Annotated in this window: 22 protein-coding genes and 1 riboswitch; of the genes, 11 read left to right on the top strand and 11 right to left on the bottom strand. The window is 71.6% G+C overall.

Translation table 11 applies throughout. The annotated features are described in order from the left end of the window. Positions 1 to 14: 14 nt before the first annotated feature. Positions 15 to 962 carry a LysR substrate-binding domain-containing protein gene (locus tag ACIBI5_RS41280; RefSeq protein WP_397255232.1) on the bottom strand — a complete coding sequence of 316 codons (948 nt, stop codon included), beginning with the start codon at positions 960 to 962 and terminating at the stop codon, positions 15 to 17. Positions 963 to 1138: 176 nt separating this feature from the next. Here ACIBI5_RS41280 and ACIBI5_RS41275 point away from each other — a divergent pair, with 176 nt between their 5' ends. After that, positions 1139 to 1444 carry a DUF1330 domain-containing protein gene (locus ACIBI5_RS41275; protein WP_397255230.1) on the top strand — a complete coding sequence of 102 codons (306 nt, stop codon included), beginning with the start codon at positions 1139 to 1141 and terminating at the stop codon, positions 1442 to 1444. A gap of 183 nt (positions 1445 to 1627) precedes the next feature. Here the strand turns inward: ACIBI5_RS41275 and ACIBI5_RS41270 are convergent, their stop codons facing one another. Further along, entirely contained in the window at positions 1628 to 1990 is a 363-nt protein-coding gene (locus ACIBI5_RS41270; protein ID WP_397255228.1) for a nuclear transport factor 2 family protein, read from the bottom strand. 122 nt (positions 1991 to 2112) lie between these two features. Continuing rightward, the gene (locus tag ACIBI5_RS41265; protein ID WP_397255226.1) at positions 2113 to 3603 is read right to left on the bottom strand and encodes a carboxylesterase/lipase family protein; all 1491 of its coding nucleotides are present in this window, start codon (positions 3601 to 3603) and stop codon (positions 2113 to 2115) included. Positions 3604 to 3699: 96 nt separating this feature from the next. On the opposite strand from ACIBI5_RS41265, the gene ACIBI5_RS41260 reads away from it, so the two are divergent. Then, on the top strand, positions 3700 to 4299 hold the full coding sequence (locus ACIBI5_RS41260) for a TetR/AcrR family transcriptional regulator (RefSeq protein ID WP_397255224.1): 600 nt from the start codon (positions 3700 to 3702) through the stop codon (positions 4297 to 4299). 115 nt (positions 4300 to 4414) lie between these two features. Here the strand turns inward: ACIBI5_RS41260 and ACIBI5_RS41255 are convergent, their stop codons facing one another. After that, positions 4415 to 5899 (bottom strand): MFS transporter, encoded by a 1485-nt coding sequence (locus ACIBI5_RS41255; protein WP_397255222.1) that lies wholly within the window; start codon positions 5897 to 5899, stop codon positions 4415 to 4417. Between the two features lie 147 nt (positions 5900 to 6046). On the opposite strand from ACIBI5_RS41255, the gene ACIBI5_RS41250 reads away from it, so the two are divergent. Continuing rightward, complete coding sequence (locus ACIBI5_RS41250; RefSeq protein ID WP_397255220.1) at positions 6047 to 6661, top strand: TetR/AcrR family transcriptional regulator; 615 nt, start codon at positions 6047 to 6049, stop codon at positions 6659 to 6661. Between the two features lie 175 nt (positions 6662 to 6836). Further along, the gene (locus ACIBI5_RS41245) at positions 6837 to 7904 is read left to right on the top strand and encodes a tetratricopeptide repeat protein (protein ID WP_397255218.1); all 1068 of its coding nucleotides are present in this window, start codon (positions 6837 to 6839) and stop codon (positions 7902 to 7904) included. 4 nt (positions 7905 to 7908) lie between these two features. Here ACIBI5_RS41245 and ACIBI5_RS41240 read toward each other — a convergent pair whose 3' ends face one another. The 3 genes from ACIBI5_RS41240 to ACIBI5_RS41230 all read right to left on the bottom strand — a co-directional run bounded on the left by ACIBI5_RS41240 (position 7909) and on the right by ACIBI5_RS41230 (position 12572). Further along, positions 7909 to 11295 (bottom strand): protein kinase, encoded by a 3387-nt coding sequence (locus ACIBI5_RS41240; RefSeq protein ID WP_397255216.1) that lies wholly within the window; start codon positions 11293 to 11295, stop codon positions 7909 to 7911. Between the two features lie 335 nt (positions 11296 to 11630). Continuing rightward, positions 11631 to 12038: a hypothetical protein gene (locus tag ACIBI5_RS41235; protein ID WP_397255214.1), complete on the bottom strand. Its 408-nt coding sequence runs from the start codon at positions 12036 to 12038 to the stop codon at positions 11631 to 11633. A 60-nt stretch (positions 12039 to 12098) separates the two neighbouring features. Next, positions 12099 to 12572: a hypothetical protein gene (locus tag ACIBI5_RS41230; RefSeq protein ID WP_397255299.1), complete on the bottom strand. Its 474-nt coding sequence runs from the start codon at positions 12570 to 12572 to the stop codon at positions 12099 to 12101. Positions 12573 to 12996: 424 nt separating this feature from the next. On the opposite strand from ACIBI5_RS41230, the gene ACIBI5_RS41225 reads away from it, so the two are divergent. Both ACIBI5_RS41225 and ACIBI5_RS41220 read left to right on the top strand, forming a co-directional pair. Continuing rightward, positions 12997 to 14301 carry a TrpB-like pyridoxal phosphate-dependent enzyme gene (locus ACIBI5_RS41225; protein WP_397255212.1) on the top strand — a complete coding sequence of 435 codons (1305 nt, stop codon included), beginning with the start codon at positions 12997 to 12999 and terminating at the stop codon, positions 14299 to 14301. A 31-nt stretch (positions 14302 to 14332) separates the two neighbouring features. Further along, a complete protein-coding gene (locus tag ACIBI5_RS41220) occupies positions 14333 to 15610 on the top strand; it encodes a dihydrolipoyl dehydrogenase family protein (protein WP_397255210.1) in 1278 nt (425 codons plus the stop codon). A 3-nt stretch (positions 15611 to 15613) separates the two neighbouring features. On the opposite strand, the gene ACIBI5_RS41215 is transcribed toward ACIBI5_RS41220, so the two are convergent. Continuing rightward, the gene (locus tag ACIBI5_RS41215) at positions 15614 to 15691 is read right to left on the bottom strand and encodes a 50S ribosomal protein bL37 (protein WP_376773618.1); all 78 of its coding nucleotides are present in this window, start codon (positions 15689 to 15691) and stop codon (positions 15614 to 15616) included. Positions 15692 to 15823: 132 nt separating this feature from the next. Here ACIBI5_RS41215 and ACIBI5_RS41210 point away from each other — a divergent pair, with 132 nt between their 5' ends. From ACIBI5_RS41210 to ACIBI5_RS41190, 5 genes are all read left to right on the top strand, one after another. After that, positions 15824 to 16603 carry a DeoR/GlpR family DNA-binding transcription regulator gene (locus ACIBI5_RS41210; protein WP_397255208.1) on the top strand — a complete coding sequence of 260 codons (780 nt, stop codon included), beginning with the start codon at positions 15824 to 15826 and terminating at the stop codon, positions 16601 to 16603. After that, positions 16600 to 17661, top strand: coding sequence for a galactose-1-phosphate uridylyltransferase (gene galT / locus ACIBI5_RS41205; protein WP_397255206.1), 1062 nt, complete (start codon positions 16600 to 16602; stop codon positions 17659 to 17661). Before ACIBI5_RS41210 ends, galT begins: the two co-directional genes overlap by 4 nt. A gap of 66 nt (positions 17662 to 17727) precedes the next feature. Further along, a riboswitch (cyclic di-AMP (ydaO/yuaA leader) is annotated at positions 17728 to 17865 on the top strand. A gap of 6 nt (positions 17866 to 17871) precedes the next feature. Further along, on the top strand, positions 17872 to 18825 hold the full coding sequence (locus ACIBI5_RS41200) for a coiled-coil domain-containing protein (RefSeq protein ID WP_397255204.1): 954 nt from the start codon (positions 17872 to 17874) through the stop codon (positions 18823 to 18825). A gap of 55 nt (positions 18826 to 18880) precedes the next feature. Continuing rightward, positions 18881 to 19933, top strand: a complete 1053-nt coding sequence (locus ACIBI5_RS41195; RefSeq protein WP_397255202.1) for a hypothetical protein — start codon at positions 18881 to 18883, stop codon at positions 19931 to 19933. Beyond that, the gene (locus ACIBI5_RS41190; RefSeq protein ID WP_397255200.1) at positions 19930 to 20496 is read left to right on the top strand and encodes a type VII secretion system-associated protein; all 567 of its coding nucleotides are present in this window, start codon (positions 19930 to 19932) and stop codon (positions 20494 to 20496) included. The genes ACIBI5_RS41195 and ACIBI5_RS41190 overlap by 4 nt, the downstream gene beginning before the upstream one ends. Positions 20497 to 20516: 20 nt before the next feature. On the opposite strand, the gene ACIBI5_RS41185 is transcribed toward ACIBI5_RS41190, so the two are convergent. The 3 genes from ACIBI5_RS41185 to ACIBI5_RS41175 are packed head-to-tail and all read right to left on the bottom strand — an operon-like array spanning position 20517 to position 21977. Further along, positions 20517 to 20855, bottom strand: a complete 339-nt coding sequence (locus ACIBI5_RS41185; protein ID WP_397255198.1) for a hypothetical protein — start codon at positions 20853 to 20855, stop codon at positions 20517 to 20519. Next, positions 20852 to 21247 carry a YbaB/EbfC family nucleoid-associated protein gene (locus tag ACIBI5_RS41180; protein WP_397255196.1) on the bottom strand — a complete coding sequence of 132 codons (396 nt, stop codon included), beginning with the start codon at positions 21245 to 21247 and terminating at the stop codon, positions 20852 to 20854. The genes ACIBI5_RS41185 and ACIBI5_RS41180 overlap by 4 nt, the downstream gene beginning before the upstream one ends. A 58-nt stretch (positions 21248 to 21305) precedes the next feature. Continuing rightward, on the bottom strand, positions 21306 to 21977 hold the full coding sequence (locus ACIBI5_RS41175; RefSeq protein WP_397255194.1) for a GAP family protein: 672 nt from the start codon (positions 21975 to 21977) through the stop codon (positions 21306 to 21308). Between the last annotated feature and the right edge of the window lie 35 nt (positions 21978 to 22012).

Raw genomic sequence — 22012 nt, 5'->3', positions numbered from 1 at the left:
CCCACATAGTCGCGTCAGCCGGGCGGACCGTAACACCCCGTCCCGGCGGCGCGCCCGGGACCATCGGCAAGCCAGTGCAGCTCGTGCGCCAGGGTTGTGGCGACGGCACGGAGGCGGCGGTGTAGCGGCGACTGCTCGCGTGGGAGGACCAGGTGAATCGTCAGGCTGGGCGCGCCCCGCAGCGGTCGCCAGGTGAGACCGGGCGGTTGTGCCGTGGCCGCGGCTTCTCCGGCCGGGGCGAGGGTGATCCCGTCGCGCAGGTCGCGCTGAGACATGTCGAAAGAGACCGCGGGCGTGTGGAATCGGGGGTGTGGTCGGGTGTCTCGGAACAGTGCGGACAGCTGATCGTGGATCACGGGGTTGGCCTCCCGGTCCGGGAGTCGCAGCGGGTACGCGGCCGCGTCGGCGATCTCGATCTCCGGGTGTTCGGCCAGCGGATGGTGCTCCGCCAGCTGGACCCCGACGCGCATACGCCGCAGCAGGAACCGGCGCACGTCACGGCCCGGCTGTTCACCGCGGGTGATCCCGGCATCGATGCGGCCGTCGGCGACCGCGGGGGTGATCTCCGGTGTCGCCATCGGGACCGCGCCGACCTCGAGTCCGCTGTTGCCGCGAATCAGCCTGTCCACCAGGGCCGGTACCGTCTCGGACCCGGCGCTGAGGCTGTATCCGATGCGCAGCGTGCCCAGTTCACCGGCCGCCGCGCTCCGGGCGGCGTCCCATGCCCGGTCCAGCGCCGCCAGCGCCGGTGGCGCGGACTCCGCCAAGGCCGCACCGGCCGTGGTCAACACGACGCTACGCGTGTTGCGGACCAGCAGGGCCGTACCGAGTTCCGCCTCCAATCGGCGCATCCGGGCGCTGAGTGCGGGCTGCGCGATGCCGATCCGTGCGGCCGCGCGGGTGAAGTTCAGCTCCTGTGCCAGCACCAGGAAGTAGCGCAGGCTGACCGTATCCGGCGCCACGTGCCCTCCCTGCCGATTGATAACGATCCGTTCTGAGTCTAGCCCGTGCCGATCTTTCCCTCGGCCGCACATCAAGCCCTAACCTGCGCATATGACGATGGAACCCGTCGCCGGGATCGATCGATCTGAGTGTCCATTCGAAGTCGGACGCGTCCGGCCCAACACAGGAGGTTTGCATGGCCAAGGGCTACTGGGTCAGTGTCTACCCCGCCAACACCGACCTTGAGAGGCTGACCGCCTACGACAGGCTGGCCGGTCAGGCTGTCCAGGCAGGGGGCGGGCGCAACCTGGCCTTGCTCCCGTCCCGTGGCGGTCGAGTCGTCGCCCACGAGGCCGGGATCACGCAGCGCGTCGTTCTGATCGAGTTCGACAGCTTTGAACAGGCCGTCGCGGCATACGAGAGCGAGGCGTACCAGAAGGCGCTGGTGGCCCTCCCCGACGGCTTCCAGCGCGACTTCCGCATCATCGAAGGCATCGGCTGACCGGCGGTCCCAGCCATCGCCGAGTATCCCGCGCCCGATGTCGGCACCGATCCCTCCGGCTTCGATCCGTTCGTGCGCAGGCCGGAGCCGGGGTACCAAGATCCAGGTCTTGATCTTGCCGGGATGGTCGAGCCTCGCCGGCGACCATCTGGCCGCCGGTCGTCGGGCAACGTGTCGGCTGTGTCAATCGGTCGTGCCGGCGTGCACGGCGATGATTCGCCAGCCGTGCGGCTCGCCGTACAGCCACGTACGGGTGTAGCGCATCCTGGCCGCGAACGGCGCGCCGTTGACGGTCCCTTCGATGGTGCCGAGAAACCACGTCACCCCGGTGTGCCCATCGGCGAGCACGGTCAACTCCTCCTCGGCCACCTTCGTCACCACCTGCGCCCGGGTGCGGTGCAGCTCCAGGTCGTCCGCCTTGGTCGCAACGTTCCCGCCGAAGGTGAAGATCAGCCGATCGTCCAGCAGCCGATCCAGCGCCTCGACATCTCCAGCCAGCTGAGCGGCCTGGAGCCGGCGCTCGGCGTCCCGCAAGTCCTCCATCATGAGGTCCACCCTCCCAGCCTGCGCCGATTCCGCGCCAGGACGTTCACGCTCGGCTGATCCCCACGGGGACTCCGATCGTCGGTGAGGGGCGGCGTCGCGGTCGTGGGAGCCGAGCCGGACGATTACGAGAGATCGAAGGGGGCGGGGGCGTGGCCTTCCCAGATCTGGCGCGATGCCTGCTCGGGGTAGGGCAGAGTCTTCGACTCGGTATCCAGGACGCGGGTGAGGTGTTCGCCGGGCCGGTGGGCCGGCCAGCCCGCGTCGCCGGTGGTGACGAAGCGGACCCATACCTCCTGGAGTTCGCGGGAGAGCGCGACGGCCTCGGGAGTGGGCTCCTCGCCGATGAGCTGGGCGCCGACGGGGCTGTCCAGCGTGCCGAACGCCAGGGGCACGTCGAGGCTGTGGCAGGCGCCCAGGATGCCGCCGAGGGCCGGGGCGACCCAGCACAGTTCGAACAGGTACGAGGTGCCGCCGGCCGCGGTGTTCGCCTCGGCCAGCTTCTGTGACGGCATGCGGAAGAGGGCGTCGGAGTACACCGTCTCCACCAGCTCCTCCGGGCCTGCCTGCGGGAACGCGGCACGGTAGGCCCGCGCGCCGTCCGGCCGCGGGGCGAGCAGTTCCAGGGCCGCGTGGGCGTCCTCCTCGGTGAAGGTGCCGTACCGGCCGCTCATGACGCTGAAGAACCGGAATTCGTCCCGGGCGTGGCCGACGAGCAGTTCGGTCCCGCTCGCGCGCGCGCCGGTCAGCGCGGGCCAGGGCGTTTCCGTGAGAACCTCGCCGTCGACGACGGGGCACAGCGCGGTGCCGGCCTCCGTGAGGCGTCCCCAGCTCTCCCGGTACGCGTGAAGGCCGGCGTTGAAGGAGGTGAGCTCGGCGGCCAGGCGCCATGGGTCGATGTCGCGCAGGGCCTCGGCGGTGGGGGCCGCGGCGCCGACCCGGTCCGCGAACGTGGCGGTGACCCGCCGTGCCAGCGCGGGGGTGCTGTACAGCCCCGGCACCGAGTGGGCCATGGCCCGCCGGAACAGTCCGCGCGCGGACTTCATCGTCAGGAGGGCGGCGACCGACCCCGCCCCGGCGGACACCCCGGCCACGGTGACCTGGCCGGGGTCACCTCCGAAGGCGGCGATGTTGCGCTGCACCCATTCCAGCGCCGCGATCTGGTCGAGGAATCCGCGGTTGGGCGGCACGTCGTCGAGGAACGCGAATCCCTCCGCTCCCACGCGGCAGTTGATGGTCACCACGACGATTCCCGCCTCGGCCAGCGCTGCCGGGTCGAACATCGGGTCGCTCGACGCCGCCGAGAGGTAGCCGCCCACGGGGATCCACACCAGCACCGGCAGCCCGGCCGCGCCGGGATCCGGAGTGCCGACGTTGAGCGTCAGCCAGTCGGGACCTTGCGGGGGCACCTCGATCGGCAGGGACAGCGGCACCACGGGGCCGAACTCGACCGCCTGCCTCGTCCCCTCCCAGCGGTGGGGCGGCGCGGGCGCGGCGAAGCGGAGCGCTCCGACCGGGGGCTGGGCGTAGGGGATGCCGCGGAACACCGCGTGCCCCTGCCGTCTGAGCCCCTGCACCACGCCTTCCGTGGTCCGTACCTTCGGCTGCTCGGACATGACGATTCCTTCCCTCGAGTGGACCCCAACATTACGGGTCAGGTGTATTATGTCAACTGTATTGAATCAGTCGGGGGTACGAGCGAGGAGCCGGCGATGCCGAAACAGGTGGATCACCGCGGACGCCGCGAAGCGATCGCCCGCGCACTGTGGCGGGTGGTGGAGCAGCGCGGCGTCACACAGCTGACGATGCGCGTGGTGGCGCAGGAGGCGGGCATGTCACTCGGGCAGCTGCAGCACTACTTCGCCTCCCGTACCGCCATGCTCTCCTTCGCCATGGACTTCGCCTCCGAGCGGACCGCGGCGCGCGTACACCAGGGGCTGGAAAAGCTCGGTGACCGCCCGCACCCCCGTGACGTGCTGCGACTGACGCTCGCGGAAATGCTCCCCCTGCATGCCGACGCCCGCGCGACCAGCCGGATGAGCGCCGCCTACGCCCTGGAGGCGCTGCACGACGAGGCCGTGCACGAGCAGGCGCGGCGCGGCCTCGTCCAGGGGCGGGACCTCGTCGAGCGGTTGGTCCGCCAGGCGATCGCCGACGGGCACATCGACCCCGGCCGCGACCCGGCGACCGAGACCAACCTGCTCCTCGCCCTCACCGGCTTCACCTCCCTGATCGAACTCGACGTGATCGAGCCCAAGGACGCGCTCGCCGCGATCGACGTGCACCTGGACCGGCTGTTCAGGAGTACGTGACCTGGCCCCCCGGCCAGGGGGGCAGGTGGGGAGTCGGTCACGGATGAGGGCACGGAATGGAGCGCGCCGAGGATCACGACCCGGTCGTCGGGCAGGCGGAATCGTGGTCGATGTGTCAGGCGTCCTGGGGGACGGTGTCGTTGACGGGAGTGGCCGCCCGGACGCCGGCGGCGCGTCGGGTGCGGACGAACCCCCAGCCGACGAGGGCCGCCGCGACGAGGGTGAGGGTAAGGCCGGCGATGGTGACGGCCTGGTGGAACTCGGCGGTCTGCCGCGGGCCCCAGGGGGACGCGGTGAGGTCGCCGGTGAACAGGAGGGCGAGGATGGTGCCGGTGACGGCGATGCCGGTACCGGTGGCGACCTGGCTTGCGGTGTCGACGAGCGCGGTGCCGATGGTGGTGCGGTTGCCGGGCAGGCCGCGGACCACGTTGAGCCCGGCGACGACGCCGACCACGCGCATCCCGGCCGCCACGAGGACGAGCGCGAGCGCGACCCACGGGTAGCCGAACCGGCCGAGCAGGCCGTGGACGGCGAGTCCGGACACGACCGCCGCGGCGCTGATCCACGCGGCCCGGTCCAGGCCGACGCGCCGTACGAACGGGTTGACGAACGGGCTGCCCGCGATGAGGACGACGACCTGCGGCAGCATCCCGAGGGCGGCCAGTGCGGGGGGCCAGCCCCAGTCGAGCTGCAGTTGCAGCGTCACCAGGTAGGTGAGCCCGGCGGTCGCCAGACCGGTGGCGGCCTTGTAGGCCAGGCCGCTGGAGACCAGGGGCAGGGCGAGGAGCTTCAGGTCGAGCAGCGGGTGGCGGGCCAGGCGTTCGCGCAGGACGAAGCAGGTCACCGACGCGGCGGCCCCGGCGGTCACCGCCCAGGGCGCCCAGGAGCCGGCGCCCTGGTCCACGAACAGCGTCGGCGCGAGGAGCGTGAGCACGATCGCCGCCGTGCCCAGCAGCATCCCGGGGACGTCGAGGGGGTCGTGGTGGAGCCCGGCCGGGTCGTCGGCGGCGATGCCGTACCGCACGCAGAAGAAGGCGAGCGCGGCGATCGGCACGTTCACCAGCAGCAGGACCTGCCACGGCGCGACCGCCAGCACCATGCCGCCCGCGGTCGGGCCGATCGCGAGCCCGACCAGGCCGACGGTCGAGATGAGGGTCAGCGCGCGCACGCGCAGGCCGTCCTCGTCGAACAGCCGGAACGCCAGCGCCATCGACCCCGGGGTGGTCATCGCGGCGGCGACCCCCATCGTCGCCCGGACGGCGATCAGCTGCGCGGGAGTGGTGACCACGGCGGTCGCCAGGCTCGCCACGCCGAGCAGGACGAGCCCGATCAGCATGATCCGCCGCCGGCCGAACCGGTCGGCGACCGCGCCGAAGGCGAGCATCAGTCCGCCGAACACGACCGCGTAGGCGCCGGTCACCCACTGCAACGCGGTGGCCGAGGCGTGCAGGTCGCGGCCGATCACGGGCAGCGCGACGTTCAGGATGGAGTTGTCCAGCATCTCGAAGAGGAACACCGCCGACAGCCCCGCCAGCGCGACCCACGCCTCCCGCAGCGATCGGGGACCACGACCGGGCCCGCCCGCACCCGGCTCATTCATGGCGGACTCCCCTCACGTCGTGATCGCGGTGGCGCGCGGCCCGCTGGAGCCCGGTCCGGTGACAATGACACATGACAGGGGTCTGTTCGAAGGACATGCGACTAGGTTATGCAACTAAGTTAAGTTGCACAAGGAAGTGAGGTCGGGATGCCCAGGACCAGTGCGCGAGGCGGACCGCGGACGCGCGCGAAGATTTCGGAGGTCGCGACCCGGCTGTTCCTGGAACGCGGATTCGACACGGTCACGGTCACCGAGGTCGCGCGGGAGGCCGGGGTCTCGGCCGTGACGGTCTTCAAGCACTTCCCGCGCAAGGAAGACCTCCTGCTGGACCGCCAGGTCGACGCCGTCGAGCTCCTGCGCGCGGCGGTACGCGAGCGTGCCCCGGACGCCGGAGTGCTCCAGTCCCTGCGCGACATGGCGTTCGGTCTTCTTGAGGAACGGCATGCCCTGTCCGGGCTCAAGGACGGGTCCCTCCCCTTCTTCCGGACCGTCGTGGCCTCGCCGGCGCTGGTCGCCCGCGCCAGAGAGATCGCATTCGATCTCCAGCAGACGCTCGCCGGCGAGCTCGACCGCGACCCGGCCTTCGACGGCGACGCCCCGCTGCTCGCCGCCTTCTTCGTGGCCGGCTACTCCACGGTGCTGGTGGAGACCGCCCGGCGCCTGATCGCCGGAGAAGCGGCCGACACCGTCGCGGACGACCACCGCGCCCGGCTGGAGCGCCTGTTCGACGCCCTCGGCAGCGGAGTCGCGCCCCAGCCCTGAGGCTCACCCCGCGCCGGGGCCTGTTGCCGAGGAGGGGTCCCACGCGGCGTCGTGGGGGTGAGCACACCGCAGCCTTCTCTCTCCTCGGCTCCGCCGTTGGCGCGAAAGCCGGCGGGTCATGTAGCGGGCAGGAGGTGGCTCGACTGTCGGGGCCGCGCTCGCCACACTGAACCTCATGATGCGATCTTGTGCGGTTCTGGCCGTGCAGGGCCTCGTGGCCGTTGCCGCGCTGGTCGCCTTCCTGGTGTGGCCGGGCTGGCCGACCGCGTTACTGCTCGCCTTGGTCGTCTTGACGGGCTGGTTGCTGCCGAAGCTCGTCAAGCACAGGCGCGTACGGCGACTCGCCGCCACGGTCGATCTCTTGCGCACCCGGCTTCCGGACGAGCGGGAGCAGTTCGTGCTCGCGCTGGCCCGGTACGCGGCGGTGCTGTTCCTGGCGGGCCGGCTGGAGCAGGCCCTGGCGGTGAGCGGCGAGCGTGTCGAGCAGTTCCGTGCCTTGCTGGGCACCGACCGGCGTACCCGTCTCAAGGGGTACGGCCAGGCCCTCGACGAGCACTGCAGCATGCTCGCCCTGGCGGGACGGCCGCTGGAGGCGCTCGATCTGGCGGCCGAGGCGGTGCGGATCCGCAGGGAAGGTCTGGGCGAGTGGCGTGGTGGTCCCGACTTCCATCGTGACGTGGCCGTTGCCCTGGCTGCCCAGGTCCGCCTGCTCAGCGCCGCCGGCCGGCACGAGGAGGCCGCACGGATCGGCCAGGAGGCCCTGGCGGTGTTGGAGGGGATCGGTGCGCGTGACGACTACAGCTACCTGCCTTCCCTGGCCGGCGTCCTGGACACCATCGCCGCCTGTGAGCGGGCGGCCGGTCGGCAGGAGGAGGCGCTCGCCGCGGCGCAGGAGGCGGTCGAGTGCTGCGAGAAGCTGTTCAGGGTCTACGCGGGCGAGTATCTGAGCCTGTATGCGCGTGTCACCGGCACCCGCGCGCGCATCCTGTCCTCGACGGATCCGGCCGAGGCGTTGTCGGCCAGTGAGGCCATGGTTGAGCTGACTCGATCAGCGGCACGGCAGGACGCGTTGGTGCATGCCCCGGCAAGGGTCGTCGCGCTCACCGCGCACGCACGCGTGCTGAGCGCGGCAGGACAGACGCGACAGGGCCGCCGAACCGCCCGCCTGGCGCTGTCCGAAGCCCGCCGCACGGCTCCAGAACTTCTCCCCGAAACGCGGCGGCAGCTCACCGGGCTGCTGTGAGTGATCACGGCATCGGGCAGGGCGGCGCCGCGGCCCCTGTGCCGTAGCGGTGCCATTCGTCGGCCGTGATCTGCCTGCCGGCCCGGTGACACACCTGCCTGAGCAGGTCGTCGGTCCGCAGCGGTATCCGCAGTCCCCAGCCGGTGATCAGCTCGCCGGCGGCGAAGGCCACCTGTGAGCTCTCCCTCCCGGCCAGGCCCGTGCCCAGGCGGGTGCGGGTGCGGGCCTCCCACAGCGTCACCCGCTGCCCGGAGACGGCCAGCGTGCGCCCGTCGCCGCTGAAGACGAGGCTGCGAACCTGGTCACCGGACGGGTAGGGCAGGCCGACGGGTTGCCAGGTGCGGGTGCTGAAGTGCACGAGCCAGCCCGCCTCGGTGGCCGCGACCAGAGTGCGGCCGTCGGGGCTGAAGGCGGCCGCGGTCAGCCTCTGTCCGCCCAGCGGCTCGGACTGAGAGGTCGCCGGCGTGACGCGCTTGGGCTGAGGACCGAGGGTGATCACGGTGCCGCCGTCGGGGCTGAACAGGACGCCGCGGCCATGCTGCGTGGGAATGGGCATGATGCGTTCGCCGGTCAGGTCGTAGACCGTGGTGGAGCTCAGCCCCGCGGAGCCGCCGGAGTCGGCGGCCACGGCGATACGCCGGCCGTCGCGGCTGAGCGCGACCTGGCCCACGATGCCGAACCTCTCGGCCGCGGTGAACGAGGTGAGCTTGCGGCGGCCGGGCACGTCCCACACCGTGATCTGGCCCGCGCCGGTGACGGTGAGCAGCCGGTCGGCGCTCGCTCCGAACGCGAAGCCGTCCTGTCCCCCGAGCCGAACCGGCAGGTGCCCCACGGAGACGGGCGGGTCGGAGGCGGTGCTGAGCAGTTCGACGGAGCCGACCCGGCGCACGGCCATGAGGGCGCCATCAGGGCTCGGCGTCGCCTCGCCGCGCCGCCGCGGCAGGTGGCGGGACAGGTCGAGATCGGTTACGGCGCCGCTGGCTCCGGCCACGCGGAGCACCGATGCCCGGGTGAACCAGAGATCGTCCACCGGGTCGGCGGAGTCGTAGGTCATCTCCGGCCTGACCTGGTCCCGTTTCCACAAGGCGATCCGGCCGCCTGTGTGGGCCACGGCGAAGTGGCGCCCGTCCGGGCTGAAGGCCGCTCGGGTGGCGCTCCCCGGGATGGTGGCGGCCTGGTAGGTCCCCCGCTCCGTCCGGCCCGTCGCCCGGTCCAGCAGGCGCACGCCGTGGCCGCCGGAGATCGCCAGGGTGGCGCCGTCGGGGCTGAAGGCCAGCCCGTCGAACCCGGTCCGGGGCAGGCCGGCGAGCTTCGCGCCGTTCTCGAGGTCGAAGATTCCGACGCCGGCCAGCGCCGCGTGGCGATCTCCCGGGGCGACGGCCGCGTTCGGCGCCACGCCGGGCACGGCGATCCGCGTACGCGAGGTCACCGACCACAGCTGCAACCAGTCCAGGCCCTTGGCCATCAGCACCCCGCCCGACGGGCTGAACTCCAGCGGAGCGATCATCCCCGGCCACGACTTCATTCGCCCCAGGGGGTCGGAGATCCCGAGCGGGCCGAACACGCCGCCGTCGGGCCGGCCGTCGCGCCACAACCGGATCCCGTCGAGCCCGGCCACCGCCAGCAGCCGGCCTCCGGAGGCGACCGCGATGGCGGTGACCGCGACGGGCATGTCGCCGATGTCGGCCGTCCGCCGGCCGGAGGTCAGGTCCCACAGCTCGGCGCGCAGGCCGTTGAGCACGGCGAGCGTGCCGCCGTCGGGGCTGATGGCGATCTGACCCGGCGGCGGCACGAACCGGGCGAGTTCGAGCTGGGCGTGCGCCGAGTAGAGCCCGGCGCGGGTTTCCGGCAGCGGCGCCAGTTGCCAGGCCGCGGCCGACAGGGCCATTCCTAGGGCCGGATCCACCGTCCGCAGTTCGGCGGCCTCGGCGACCAGGTGCCGCGCGGTCACCTCGGTGAGCTGGCGGGCGACCGTCGCCCGCTGGGTGTCGGCCTCCCGCCGCTGATGATCGGCCACGGCGGTGGCGCTCACCGCCACGATGAGCAGGACGGCCAGCGCGGCGGTGAGCGCACGCCTGAGCCGTTGGCGCCTGGTTTCGGCCGCTTGCGCGGCGGCCAGGAACTCCCGTTCGACGGCGGTGGGAGCCAGCCTGCCGGTGCGGGTGGCGGCCCAGCGTAAGGCCTGGTCGAGGTCGTGGCCGTGGAGCAGGTCGCCGGGCCTCCGGCCGTCCGCCTGCCAGCGCCCCGCACCGTCACCGACCAGCCGGTAGCCCGAAATGTCCTCCGCGGCCGCCCAGCCGCGCAGTCGCGGCCAGGCCCGCAGCAACGCCGGGCTCATCGCCAGCCGCCCACCGTCTCGGGTGACGACTCCCGCCTCCACCAGGGCCGCCACCACTTCTCCCACGCCCGGCCCCAACGCCTCCAGCTCGGCCGGCCCCACTTCCCGCACCGTGCTTCCCGGCATCACCCCCCGCAGCAGGATCTGCGCCAGGAGCGCCTGCCGTTCCGCGTCGAGCCCGGCATACACCCGCTCGGCCAACTCCCCGAGCGGCGGCCGGCCACCCGCCAGCCCGTCGGGCGGCCTGACTCCCGTGGCCACCTGGCTGCCCTGCTCCAGGCCGCTGCCGCCGATCAGCTCCATCAGCAGCCCGCCCGCGCTCGGCCGGCGCCCGGGATCCTTGTCCAGCGCCCGCGTCACCAGGCCCCGCAGCCGCTCCGGGACGCCCGACAGGTCGGGCTCGGTATGCAGATGCGCGTAAATGACCGCCTCGGCCGGTCCGGCGAACGGCGGCCCGCCGGTCGCCGCGAACACCATCACCGCACCCCAGGCGTAGACGTCCGCCTCCGGCCCCGCCTTGTCTCCCCGAAACACCTCGGGCGCCATGTACGGCGGCGTACCCGCCACCCCCATCGTGCTGGTCGCCGACTTGCCGAGCACCCGCGCGATCCCGAAATCGATCACCCGCGGCCCATCCGGCCCCAGTAACACGTTGTCCGGCTTGAGATCGCGGTGCACCACCCCGGCCGCGTGGATCGCCGCCATCGCCGTCGCGATCCCCGTCGCGAGCCGGTGCAGGTCATCCCCGCCATACGGCCCGCCCTCGCCCACCGCCTGACGCAGGCTCGGCCCATCCACGAACTCGCTGATCAGGTACGGCGTGGCCGCGTCGAGATCGTGGGCCAGCACGCGGGCCGTACAGAAGGAAGCCACCCGCCCCAGCGCCGCGACCTCCCGGTCCCGCCCGAACTCGCTGTCAGGCCGCAGCACCTTGACCGCGACCCTGTTGCCGTCCTCGTCGTAGCCTTCATAGACCACGGCCTGCCCGCCCGCGCCCACCCTGGCCCCGAGCCAGTATCCGCCGACTTGGTAGGGACGCCCAGGATCGTCCATGATCACACGCTAACTCCGGACCCTTGCAGCCCGCTGAACGCACACAAACGCCGCTTGGGATGAACACCGCGACCCCGGCAACAGCCGGTCCGCCCAGAGGCCCGGCCGCCACCTTCCGACCCGGGCCCGGCCGCCGGGCTCCGGCTTCCCTGAAGCCACCCACGCGACACACCACCACGCCGTCACCCCAGCTCAGCCGCCCGGTCGGCCAGATGGTGCCACACGCGGTCCGGCCCCCGGCAGCCTGCCGCACTGACCACAACCGGCCACCTGTTTCGGGCCGGTCCAACCCGCCGAAGACTGCGTCCCTTCGCTTCCGGGACCGGCCAGAGCCCCTAGCTGAACTGCACAGCAAGTGAGGCGTGAGCCGTGACGTCATGACCGGCGGCCCACGACATCGCCACGGGCGGGTCGTCGTGAATCGAGGAGCTCTGGCTGTACGGCGGTTCCGACAGCGTCTCCATGATCCGCGGGCCGATTAGGCGCAGTGGCCGAACCAGGCGTTCGCCGTCCTCGAGGGGACCGGTGAAGGCGATGCGTACGTGGTAGACGTAGCGGCCGGGCATCGGCTCGGGCACCGACGGGTGGTCGGGAAACGGGATCAGTGCCACGGAGCTGTTCATCGCCTTGGGCACGGTGGCCGTCCACTCCACGTACGCCTCCACGAGCCCCGGACCGTGTTCGGAGTCGAAGAACAGCCCGCCCCCGTACAGCCGGGTCACCGGGACCAGGTCGAACCGCATGCCGGTGACGATGCCGGCTTTCGGAACGCTGCCGCCCGAACCCGCCACATCATCGAGGGCTCACCACCCCGACCTCCTGGAAGCGCGGGCCAGATCGAGAGCGAGATGTGAGCGGCGAAGGCGACGAGTGTTCATCAAGTGGGCCAGGTCGGCGCGAGTGTCGTGCATCAGTTGCAGGTGGAAGTAGTTGACGTGTTCCAGCAGTGCGAACACCCACAGCGCCGCCCCCGGCCAGACCCGCGCGCCGGAACCGCCTTCGGCCAAGCAGGCACTCACCACGACGGCCGCGGCCACCAGCAAGCCGACGTTGACCCGGGACAACCTGCGATACACCGCCATCCCCGCCGGAACGGGTGATCGCGACGAGAGCTGGGCGAGCTTCAACCACCAGTACGCGCCGCCCTCAGCCAAAACGATCAGAACCAGCACGAGCCCTGCCGTGTTGGCCGTGGTCAGTGGCATGCCCAGGACCCCCGTCAGCACCCCGGCGATCAGCGGAATGTTGACGAACTCCAGGATCGCCAAGGTCTTCACCCGGCGGCGTACGGACGAACGAGGGGATAGCACGAAAGCCATCCTCCACCGGCGGGTCCCGGCCCCGGCGGCCGGGCGGGCCGCGTCAACGGCATCCCGTCATGCGTCGCCAGGTTCGGCCAAGTACAAGGTGTATTCACCGTTGACCGAAGGGAGCCCATCTCGTGCGGCCCGACCAGGAGGAACCGGCGGACCCGTCAACACGGACGCGGGCTTTCGAAGACTTCCACCTGCTGCACTTCGACATGATGACGCGGTTCGCCCCACGGCGGACAGCCGGCCCGCACACGGTGGCCGACCTCACGGGGGGGCGACGGATCTGGCGGTCGGTCACGGCATCGACGCGTTCGTCTTCTGGCCCCAGGGCGGTCAGCGGGAGCAGGTGGCCCTGGAACGACGGGGCCGACCGTCGCAGACTGGGGTGATGACCCCTAGCCACTGGTACAACATCGTTCCCGACCTCACCACGCCCCCTCCCCCGCCGCTCCACCCCGCCACCGGGCAGCCGGTCGGTCCCGACGATCTGGCCCCGTTGTTCCCGATGGAGCTGATCGGCCAGGAGGTGAGCGGGGAGCGGTTCATCGAGATTCCGCAGGAGGTGCTGGACGTCTACCGGCTGTGGCGGCCGACGCCGCTGATCCGGGCGCACCGGCTGGAGAAGGCGCTGGGCACCCCGGCGCACATCTACTACAAGTACGAGGGCGTCTCCCCCGCCGGCTCGCACAAGCCGAACACCGCCGTGCCGCAGGCGTACTACAACAAGCGCGAGGGTGTGCGCAGGCTCACGACCGAGACGGGGGCGGGGCAGTGGGGGTCGGCGCTGGCGTTCGCGTGCGCGCAGTTCGGGCTGGAGTGCGAGATCTGGATGGTGCGCGCCTCCTATGACCAGAAGCCCTACCGCCGCTCTCTCATGCGCGTGTACGGCGGCGCCGTCCACGCCAGCCCGTCACCGCTGACGAGCGCGGGCAGCAAGATCCTGGCCGAGCACCCCGGCTCCACCGGCAGCCTGGGCATCGCGATCAGCGAGGCCGTCGAGGTGGCGGGGGCCGCGGCCGACACCCGGTACGCGCTGGGCTCGGTGCTCAACCACGTGCTGCTGCACCAGACGGTCATCGGCGAGGAGGCTCTCAAGCAGATGCCGGAGATGCCGGACCTGGTCATCGGCTGCACCGGCGGCGGCTCCAACTTCGCCGGGCTGGCCTTCCCGTTCATGCGCGAGAGCCCGCGGACGTCCTTCCGCGCGGTGGAACCGGAGGCGTGCCCGTCGTTCACCCGCGGCCGCTACGCCTACGACTTCGGCGACACGGCCGGGTTCACGCCGCTGCTGAAGATGCACACGCTCGGCCACGACTTCGTGCCGGATCCGATCCACGCGGGCGGGCTGCGCTATCACGGCATGTCGCCGCTGCTGTCGCACATGTACGAGCTGGGCTTGTTCGAGGCGGTCACCCGGTCGCAGAGCGAGTGTTTCGAGGCCGGTGTGCGCTTCGCGCGTACGGAGGGGATCGTGCCGGCGCCGGAGCCGACGCACGCGCTGGCCGAGACGATCGCCGAGGCGCTGCGGTGTAAGGAGAGCGGCGAGGAGAAGGTGCTGCTGACCGCGCTGTGCGGCCACGGCCACTTCGACCTCGGCGCCTACGACCGCTACCTGGCGGGCGAACTGGAGGACTACGCGCTGCCGCAGGAGCGGGTCGACCAGGCGCTGGCGAATTTGCCACATTCCGGGTGAACTCCGGCTCAGGGCTGGTTATGTACTGAGCATGGACGTCGATGTGATCGTGCTGGGGATGGGTCCGGGCGGCGAGGACGTGGCCGGCCGGCTGGCGGAGGCGGGGCTGCGCGTGGCCGCCGTCGAGTCGAACCTGGTGGGCGGCGAGTGCCCCTACTGGGGCTGCATCCCCTCGAAGATCATGATCCACGAGGCGGAGACCTCGCGCGAGTGGGCGGCGCTGGTACGCCGGGTGCGCGAGGCCACCGACTCCTGGGACGACAAGGTGGCCGCCGACCGCTTCACCGGCAAGGGCGGCCACCTGTTCAGGGGCCACGGGCGCGTCACCGGGCCGGGCGAGGTGACCGTCGGCGACCAGGTGCTGCGCGCGGCGCGCGGCATCGTGATCGCGACCGGTTCGCAGGCGGCGGTGCCGCCGATCGAGGGGCTGGCGGGCACGCCGTACTGGACCAACCATCAGGCGATCGAGAACGCCGAGCTGCCCGAGTCGATCATCGTGCTGGGCGGCGGCGCGATCGGGGTCGAGCTGGCGCAGATGTTCCGGACGTTCGGCGTGGCGGTGACGGTGGTCGAGGCCGCCGAGCGGCTGATCGCCCTTGAAGAGCCGGAGGCCGGCGCGCTGCTGGAGAAGGTCTTCGCCGGGCGCGGCATAGACGTGCGGACCTCGGCCAAGGTCGCGCGCGTGGACTACGGGGACGGCCGTTTCACGGTCGGCGGCGCCGAGGCTGAGCGGCTGCTGGTGGCGACGGGCCGCCGGGTGGATCTGAAGGCGCTGGGCGTCGGCGCGATCGGTCTCGACGAGAGCGCGCGGGCGATTCCCGTGGACGCGCGGATGCGCGCGGCCGAGGGCGTCTGGGCGATCGGCGACGCGGTAGGCAAGGGCGCTTTCACGCACATGTCGATGTACCAGGCGAACATCGTGGTCAAGGAGATCCTCGGCGAGCCCGTGCACGAGGCCGAGTACCACGCCGTGCCCCGGGTGACCTTCACCGATCCCGAGGTGGGCGCGGTGGGCCTGACCGAGGCGCAGGCCCGCGAGCGGGGCCTGGATGTGCGCGTCGCCATGGGCGATCTGGGCACGCGCGGGTACATCGCCCAGGCCGAGGGGCTGGTCAAGCTGGTGGCCGCCGACGGTGTCCTGGTCGGCGCGACCGTGGCGGCGCCGCCCGGGGGCGAGGTCCTGGGACTGCTGACGCTGGCGGTGCACGCCCGTGTCCCGCTCCCCAGGCTCGACGAGATGATCTACGCCTACCCGACGTTCCACCGGGCGGTTTCGGCCGCCGTGAAGGAGCTCACCGCGGCCGGGTGACCGTCAGCGCGACGCGGGACGCTTGCCGTGGTTGGCCTTCTTCTTCTTGCGTGCTCGGGACTTGCGGGCGCGCCTTGCCATCCGTCGTCCTCCTTTGAGCGGGCCTTTTCCGGTACGGCATGCGTATCCCACACCAGGCCCCCCGGCAAGCGACCTCACATTCTTCAACATGTTCATGTCATAATCTGTTTGAACTTGTTGGAAGGAGAGCGCGTGCTCGCACAGCAGCGGCAACAGACGATCCTCGAACGGGTCCGGGCCAGCGGCGGCGTCCGCGTGGCCGACCTCGTGCGCGAGCTCGGCGTCTCCGACATGACCGTCCGGCGCGATCTGGAGTCCCTGGCCGAGCGCGGCCTGCTGGAGAAGGTGCACGGCGGCGCGACCACGCTCGGCCCCGGCTCCACGGAGGAGCCGGGCTTCACCGCCAAGTCCGCCCGCCAGCAGCAGGAGAAGGAGTCGATCGCGCGCCGCGCCGCCGAGCTGGTCGGGCCCGGCACCGCGGTCGCCTTGTCGGCGGGCACCACCACGTGGGCGCTGGCCCACCACCTGGTCTCGGTGCCCGACCTCACCGTCATCACGAACTCGGTCCCGGTCGCCGACGTCTTCCACCGCGCCCCGCGCGCCGACCGCACGGTGGTGCTCACCGGCGGCGTCCGCACGCCCTCCGACGCGCTGGTCGGTCCCGTCGCCGTCGCCGCGATCCGCCGCCTGCACGTGGACACGCTGTTCCTGGGCGTGCACGGGATGAGCGCGCGCGCCGGGTTCACCACGCCGAACCTGCTGGAGTCGGAGACCGACCGGGAACTGGTGGCCGCCGCCCACCGCCTGGTCGTGCCGGCCGACCACACCAAGTGGAACACCGTCGGCATCAGCACGATCGCCGACCTGGCAGAGGCCGACGTCGTCATCAGCGACCAGGGTCTGCCCGCCGAGGCGCGCGCCGAGCTGGCCGAGCGCGTCGGGGAACTGATCATCGCGGAGGGCACGCAGTGAAGCGCACCATCACCCACCTGGCCGACGGGCGAGAGCTGATCTACTTCGACCGGCGCGACGACGCCGACCGCGGCGCGGTGGACCGGCGCCCGCTCGACCCCCGGCCGCTCGCCTCGGAGCTGCGCTACGACCCGCTGACCGAGGAGTGGATCGCGATCGCGGGGCACCGGCAGACGCGGACGTTCCTGCCGCCCGCCGACGAGTGCCCGTTGTGCCCGTCGTCCGACACGCGGGCCTCGGAGATCCCGGCGCACGACTATGACGTGGTGGTGTTCGAGAACCGCTTCCCATCTTTCAGCGGAAATTTTGGGACTTATCACGATGTGGGCGGCCTGAGTGAGGTGCGGCCGGGGGCGGGGCGGTGTGAGGTGGTGTGCTTCACCTCCGAGCACTCCTCGTCGTTCTCACGGCTGACCGACGCGCAGGTCGAACTGGTCATGGAGGCGTGGGCGGACCGCACCGCCGAGCTGTCCGCGATCGAGGGCGTGGAGCAGGTCTTCGTCTTCGAGAACCGGGGCGAGGAGATCGGGATCACGCTGCCCCACCCGCACGGGCAGATCTACGCCTACCCCTACGTGACGCCGCGGACCAAGCTGCAGCTCGCGGCGGCGCAGCGGCGGCCGGGGCTGTTCGCGGACGTGCTGGCCGCCGAACGGGCCGGGGAGCGGGTCGTGGCGGCCAACGAGTTGTGGACCGCCTTCGTGCCGGCCGCGGCGCGCTGGCCGTACGAGGTGCATGTCTACCCGCATCGGCAGGTGCCGGACCTCGCGGCGCTGACCGAGGCGGAGCGGGCGGCCTTCGCGCCGCTCTACACCTCGGTGCTGCGGGCGCTGGACGGGATCTTCGGGGTGGCCATGCCGTACATCTCGGCCTGGCACCAGGCGCCGGTGCGGTACCTGCGTGAGCTGGGACATCTGCACCTGGAGCTGTTCTCGATCAGGCGCGCGCCCGGCAAGCTCAAGTACCTGGCGGGGTCGGAGTCGGCGATGGGGGCCTTCGTCAACGACGTGCTGCCCGAGGAGGCCGCACGCCTGCTTCGATCACAGGTAGATCACTAATTGATTTCCACTTGAAGTCGCGTTACCCGCCATTTACTACTAATATCCCTCACGCACCGGTTGTCACAGCCGTTGCCGCCTAATCCCGGGCGTGTTGCCCGGGAGCCGGGGACCCAGCCTCACCTGGGGTGAATCCACTTCGGTGGTAGGGCATCTCCATGCCCGAACCCGTCAGCTAACCCGGCCGGCAGATGGAGAGGAATCCCCCACGTGGCGGTTGCGTCCCCCGCGACTCTGGCCATCGGTCTCATCACCGCCGCAGCTGTGGCGCTCACCCCGGCGAGCGCGCTCGCCGCGCCCAAGCCGAGCGAGAAGCAGCTGCGGGCCGAGCTGAAGAAGCTCAACACCCAGGTGGACAAGCTCATCGAGAGTTACAACGGCAAGCGCGTGGCCCTCGCCAAGGCGAAGGAGGCGGAGAAGTCCGCCCAAGCGCGCCTGGCCACCGCCGAGACGGCCCTGGTCGAGGCCGAGCGGCGGGTGGCCGAGATCGCCCAGCTGCGCTACCAGGGCAGCGGCGGCACGCTGCCCGGCTTCCTGTACACGCCTGACGCGCCGGGCGCGGCCGTACTGGAGCAGCTCACCGACGAGGAGCAGGCGGTCATCGCGGGCGTCGCCGCCGCCCGCGACGAGAAGAAGAAGGCCGCCGACGCGGCCGCCGCGCTCACCACCCAGATCGCCGGGCAGGCGGATGAGGTGGACAAGGAGCGCGACGAGGCCGAAGGCGTCATCAAGGACATCAAGGACAAGCTCCAGGACCTCATGCCGTACGGCACCGGCAAGCGCAACGACGGTTCCTGGGCCCCCGAGCTGCCCTCCGGCTCCGACAACATCACCTCACGGATGCGGATCATCCGCGACGAGATCAAGAAGACCTTCAACCTGCCCTTCGAGGTCGGCTGCTACCGCTCGGGCGGCGGCGGCGAGCACCCGCTCGGCCGGGCCTGCGACTTCATGATGAGCACCGGCGGCTCCATGCCCACCGCCGCCAACCAGGCGCTCGGCGACCAGATCGCGGCCTGGGCAATCAAGAACAAGAACCGCTTCGGCGTGAAGTACGTCATCTGGAAGCAGCGCATCAACATGGGATCGGGATGGCGGGCGATGAGCGACCGCGGCAGCATCACCGAGAACCACTTCGACCACCCGCACATCTCCATGCAGTGAGTGCGCCCCAGTAGTGTGACCCCTCGGATGTGATCACCGGGCAAGGAGGGGCACCGTGGCGCTGCAGCCACCGCCGGGACTGGCCATGCTGCTCAACATCGTCGTCTCGTGGCCGCTCGTCGACGAGGACCGGCTGTACGCGGCCGGTACCCAGTGGATCTCCTTCGCGATGACGGCGGTGCGCGTCTCCTCGACCGCGGCCACGCACGCCGCCCAGACCACCGCGCGCAACGAGGGCGAAGGCGTCCGGGCGTTCGACGGCGAGTGGCGCGACACCTCCGCACGATCCGGCGACGCGGTCACCGCCGCGCTGCTCATCGGCGGCGCGTTACAGATCTCCGCGACGATCGTGCTGGCCATGAAGGTGGCGCTGATCGTCCTGCTCATGCGGCTCGCCCTGCACCTGTCGCGGCTGGTCGCGGCCTCTGGCCCCACCGCCGGCGCCTCGCTCGCCGCCGTGGGTCCGGTCGTGGGCGGCGCCAGGACGACCGCGCGGGAGATCATCCGCCGGATGGTCGAGCTGCTGGAACGCAGCGCGCTGCGCCTGTTCGGACGCGCGTCCGCGCTGCTGCGCAAGCCGGCCTCCAAAGCGGGGTCCGGCGCGATCCCGCCCGGCAAGCGGCCGCCGACACCCCTGCGCGGCCCCGGCAACCACCTTGAGTCGGCGGCCGACAAGAACGTCGACGTCTCGAGCATCACGCCGTACCCGATCTGGCGGCGCGACCGCCCGCCGGTCTACCGCGCCGAGGACAGGTCTCCCGACGAGATCTTCGAGCGGGGCCTGCGCCCGCGCGACCCGTCGATGACGAACCTGTCCGACTACGTGCTCAAGTCCAAGCCGTCCGCCTTCGTCGGGACCAGCACGCGGATGGACATCGACAACGCCGTCCCGCGCCGCTACGTCTACGAGGTCGACGCCCCGGGCGGGATCGACGTCCAGGACACCGTGAAGGCCGCCCGCCATCTGGCCCACGAGCGCGAGATCGCCTTCCCCGGCGGAGTGCATCGGAGATACATCACCGGCGCCTGGCCGCAAGGGGTGCCCAAAACGCCGCAGAACTTCATCCGCAACCCGCACTACGACCCCTTCCCCGGAGGATCGCCGTGAACGACGTCCCACCGCCCCCGCCGCCGATCACCGACGAGTTGCGGCGGCAGGCACGGCAGAACCCGGGGAGCTGGATGTACGCGATCGACCCGTTCTTCGACCCCGGTGGGGAGGTCCCGCCGTACGGCATCATCGGGGCCTGGCAGGTCGACGAGCGCGGTGAGATCACCGGCGAGTTCCAGCACAACGGCGGATACCGGCCCTCGCCGGTGGCGCTGGGCCACCCCGAGCCCACCGACCCGCTCGACCGGGCCCTGCAGCTCGCCTCGACCGGCTACGCCACCGGCGGCGACGTCGTGCCGCTGCTGCTGGCGGCGGAGGTGATCGTGGCCGCCGGGCCGGGCGGCGGGGTGCCGGTGTTCGACACGGGCGAGGGCCGGGCGGCGTTCGCCTACACGGCCCAGGACCACTTGCCGCGGTCCCTGCCGGACGGGGCCATGGACTGGCAGCGCCTGCGCGGGGGCGATTTGGTCGCGCTCCTGCCCGCGGACGTGGGCGTCGTCGTCAACCCGGAAGGGCCCGCCGGTGTGCTCCTCGGCCCCGCGGAGCTACGCCAGTCGTGACCGGCGTGGAGCCATGCCGGTCATGACCGCTCCAGCAGCCGTCTGACGCGCGCGACTTCCTCCTCGCCGCGCCGCTCGGCGGCCTTGTAGTTCGCCTCCATGACCCGCACGTCCTCGCCCGAGGCCACCTGCCGCTCCCCCAGCGCCTCGCAGACCTCCAGCGCCTTCTTGGTGACCTCGAGGTAGGCGGCCTTGACCATGGTCGCGGGCACCTCGTCCCAGGGGTCTCCTTCTCCCTCGAGACCGGCGCGCAGCTCCGCCACCGCCTCCAGCCACGTCGCGCCGGTCTGGCCGAGGCCCGCGCCGGTGCCGCGCAGGTCGGCGTGGGAGACGTCCGGGCCCCGGTCGAACCCGGTCACCGCTCCTCCAGCCGGCGCACGACCAGCTCCACCCCGTCGGCGAACTCCTCCAGCCGCCCCAGCACGCTGTCGCGCGTTCCGCCCATCGTCTGGGCGAGCCGCCGGGGATCGGCCGCCTCCAGTCCCGGCGCGTTCGCCCGCAGGTCGTCCAGGGCGGCGTTGACCGCGCTGAGGATCTCCCGCGCGAGGTCCTCCGAGGCCATGCGCATGACCCGGGGGTTGAGACGCAGCTCGTGCAACCGCCCGTCCGGCCCGGCCACCGCCCGCACCTGCCCGTCCGCCGCCACGCCGTCGCCCTGGAAGACGGCGTCGGCGGGCGCTTCCTCCGCCTGCTCCAGTGCCTGGAGGGCCTGAGTCAGCATCTCGCCGATGGGGTGCCCGTTCTCGTACATGGATCTCTCTCTATCGCACCCGTACGCGCGCGAACCACCCCATGTGGATGAACAACGGCTACTGGAGCCAGCCGAACAGGCGGGCGGCGGCGTCGCGGGCGATGAGGAAGCCCACGATGGCCAGCGTCCAGCCGACCATGGAGGCGGCGTTCCTGAGGATCCAGTCGCGCAGCTTGGCCAGCTTCGGCTCCAGCCGGTCGCCCGCCAGGCCGCGCCCGGCCATGAGGGCCAGCGGCGGCAGCACCATCACCAGCACGTACCCGGCCAGCACCGGCCCCCACTGCATCGGCGTCAGCCCGGAGGCGGTCATGATGCCGATCGCGGCCAGGTAGGGCGCCATCGTGGCCACCTCGACCACACCCATCGTCAGCGCCAGCGACACCATCGTGCCCGGCCCGCCCAGGCGCGGCTCCCACCGCTTCTTCTGCTTCTTGGAGTCGAAGCGCCAGCTCAGCAGGAACAGGCCCACACCGACCACCAACTGCACCCACAGGAAGGTACGGCTCTGGAAGACGTCACCGAAGTTCTCCAGCAACGCCGACAGGCCCAGCATGAGCGCCACGCCCACCAGGAAGTAGAAGAGCGTGATCGTGGCCAGGTAGATGATCATCCGGCCGACCTGCCTGCGGTCGGAGGCCAGCATCATCACCAGAGGCACACCGAGTGTGCCGAAACTCGTGCTGTCCACCAGGGCGAGCCCCACCAGCGTCAGGAGGACTGTTGTCGTCATGGTCACCCATCCTGCCGCCGCGACCGGCGCCCCGA

Source organism: Nonomuraea sp. NPDC050540 (genome assembly GCF_044457485.1).
Lineage (GTDB): Bacteria > Actinomycetota > Actinomycetes > Streptosporangiales > Streptosporangiaceae > Nonomuraea.
Note: the sequence above shows the minus strand (reverse complement) of the source record. Positions and strands in the feature narration are given on the sequence as shown.

What these genes read in the sequence shown, in the direction of transcription:
- ACIBI5_RS41220 (WP_397255210.1), top strand. Translation starts at nt 14,333, where the DNA reads ATGGACGTCGATGTGATCGTGCTGGGGATGGGTCCGGGCGGCGAGGAC.
- ACIBI5_RS41245 (WP_397255218.1), top strand. Translation starts at nt 6,837, where the DNA reads ATGATGCGATCTTGTGCGGTTCTGGCCGTGCAGGGCCTCGTGGCCGTT.
- ACIBI5_RS41235 (WP_397255214.1), bottom strand. Translation starts at nt 12,038, where the DNA reads ATGCGGTTCGACCTGGTCCCGGTGACCCGGCTGTACGGGGGCGGGCTG.
- ACIBI5_RS41275 (WP_397255230.1), top strand. Translation starts at nt 1,139, where the DNA reads ATGGCCAAGGGCTACTGGGTCAGTGTCTACCCCGCCAACACCGACCTT.
- ACIBI5_RS41180 (WP_397255196.1), bottom strand. Translation starts at nt 21,247, where the DNA reads ATGTACGAGAACGGGCACCCCATCGGCGAGATGCTGACTCAGGCCCTC.
- ACIBI5_RS41270 (WP_397255228.1), bottom strand. Translation starts at nt 1,990, where the DNA reads ATGATGGAGGACTTGCGGGACGCCGAGCGCCGGCTCCAGGCCGCTCAG.
- ACIBI5_RS41175 (WP_397255194.1), bottom strand. Translation starts at nt 21,977, where the DNA reads ATGACGACAACAGTCCTCCTGACGCTGGTGGGGCTCGCCCTGGTGGAC.
- ACIBI5_RS41260 (WP_397255224.1), top strand. Translation starts at nt 3,700, where the DNA reads ATGCCGAAACAGGTGGATCACCGCGGACGCCGCGAAGCGATCGCCCGC.
- ACIBI5_RS41240 (WP_397255216.1), bottom strand. Translation starts at nt 11,295, where the DNA reads ATGGACGATCCTGGGCGTCCCTACCAAGTCGGCGGATACTGGCTCGGG.
- ACIBI5_RS41215 (WP_376773618.1), bottom strand. Translation starts at nt 15,691, where the DNA reads ATGGCAAGGCGCGCCCGCAAGTCCCGAGCACGCAAGAAGAAGAAGGCC.
- ACIBI5_RS41225 (WP_397255212.1), top strand. Translation starts at nt 12,997, where the DNA reads ATGACCCCTAGCCACTGGTACAACATCGTTCCCGACCTCACCACGCCC.
- ACIBI5_RS41255 (WP_397255222.1), bottom strand. Translation starts at nt 5,899, where the DNA reads ATGAATGAGCCGGGTGCGGGCGGGCCCGGTCGTGGTCCCCGATCGCTG.
- ACIBI5_RS41250 (WP_397255220.1), top strand. Translation starts at nt 6,047, where the DNA reads ATGCCCAGGACCAGTGCGCGAGGCGGACCGCGGACGCGCGCGAAGATT.
- ACIBI5_RS41265 (WP_397255226.1), bottom strand. Translation starts at nt 3,603, where the DNA reads ATGTCCGAGCAGCCGAAGGTACGGACCACGGAAGGCGTGGTGCAGGGG.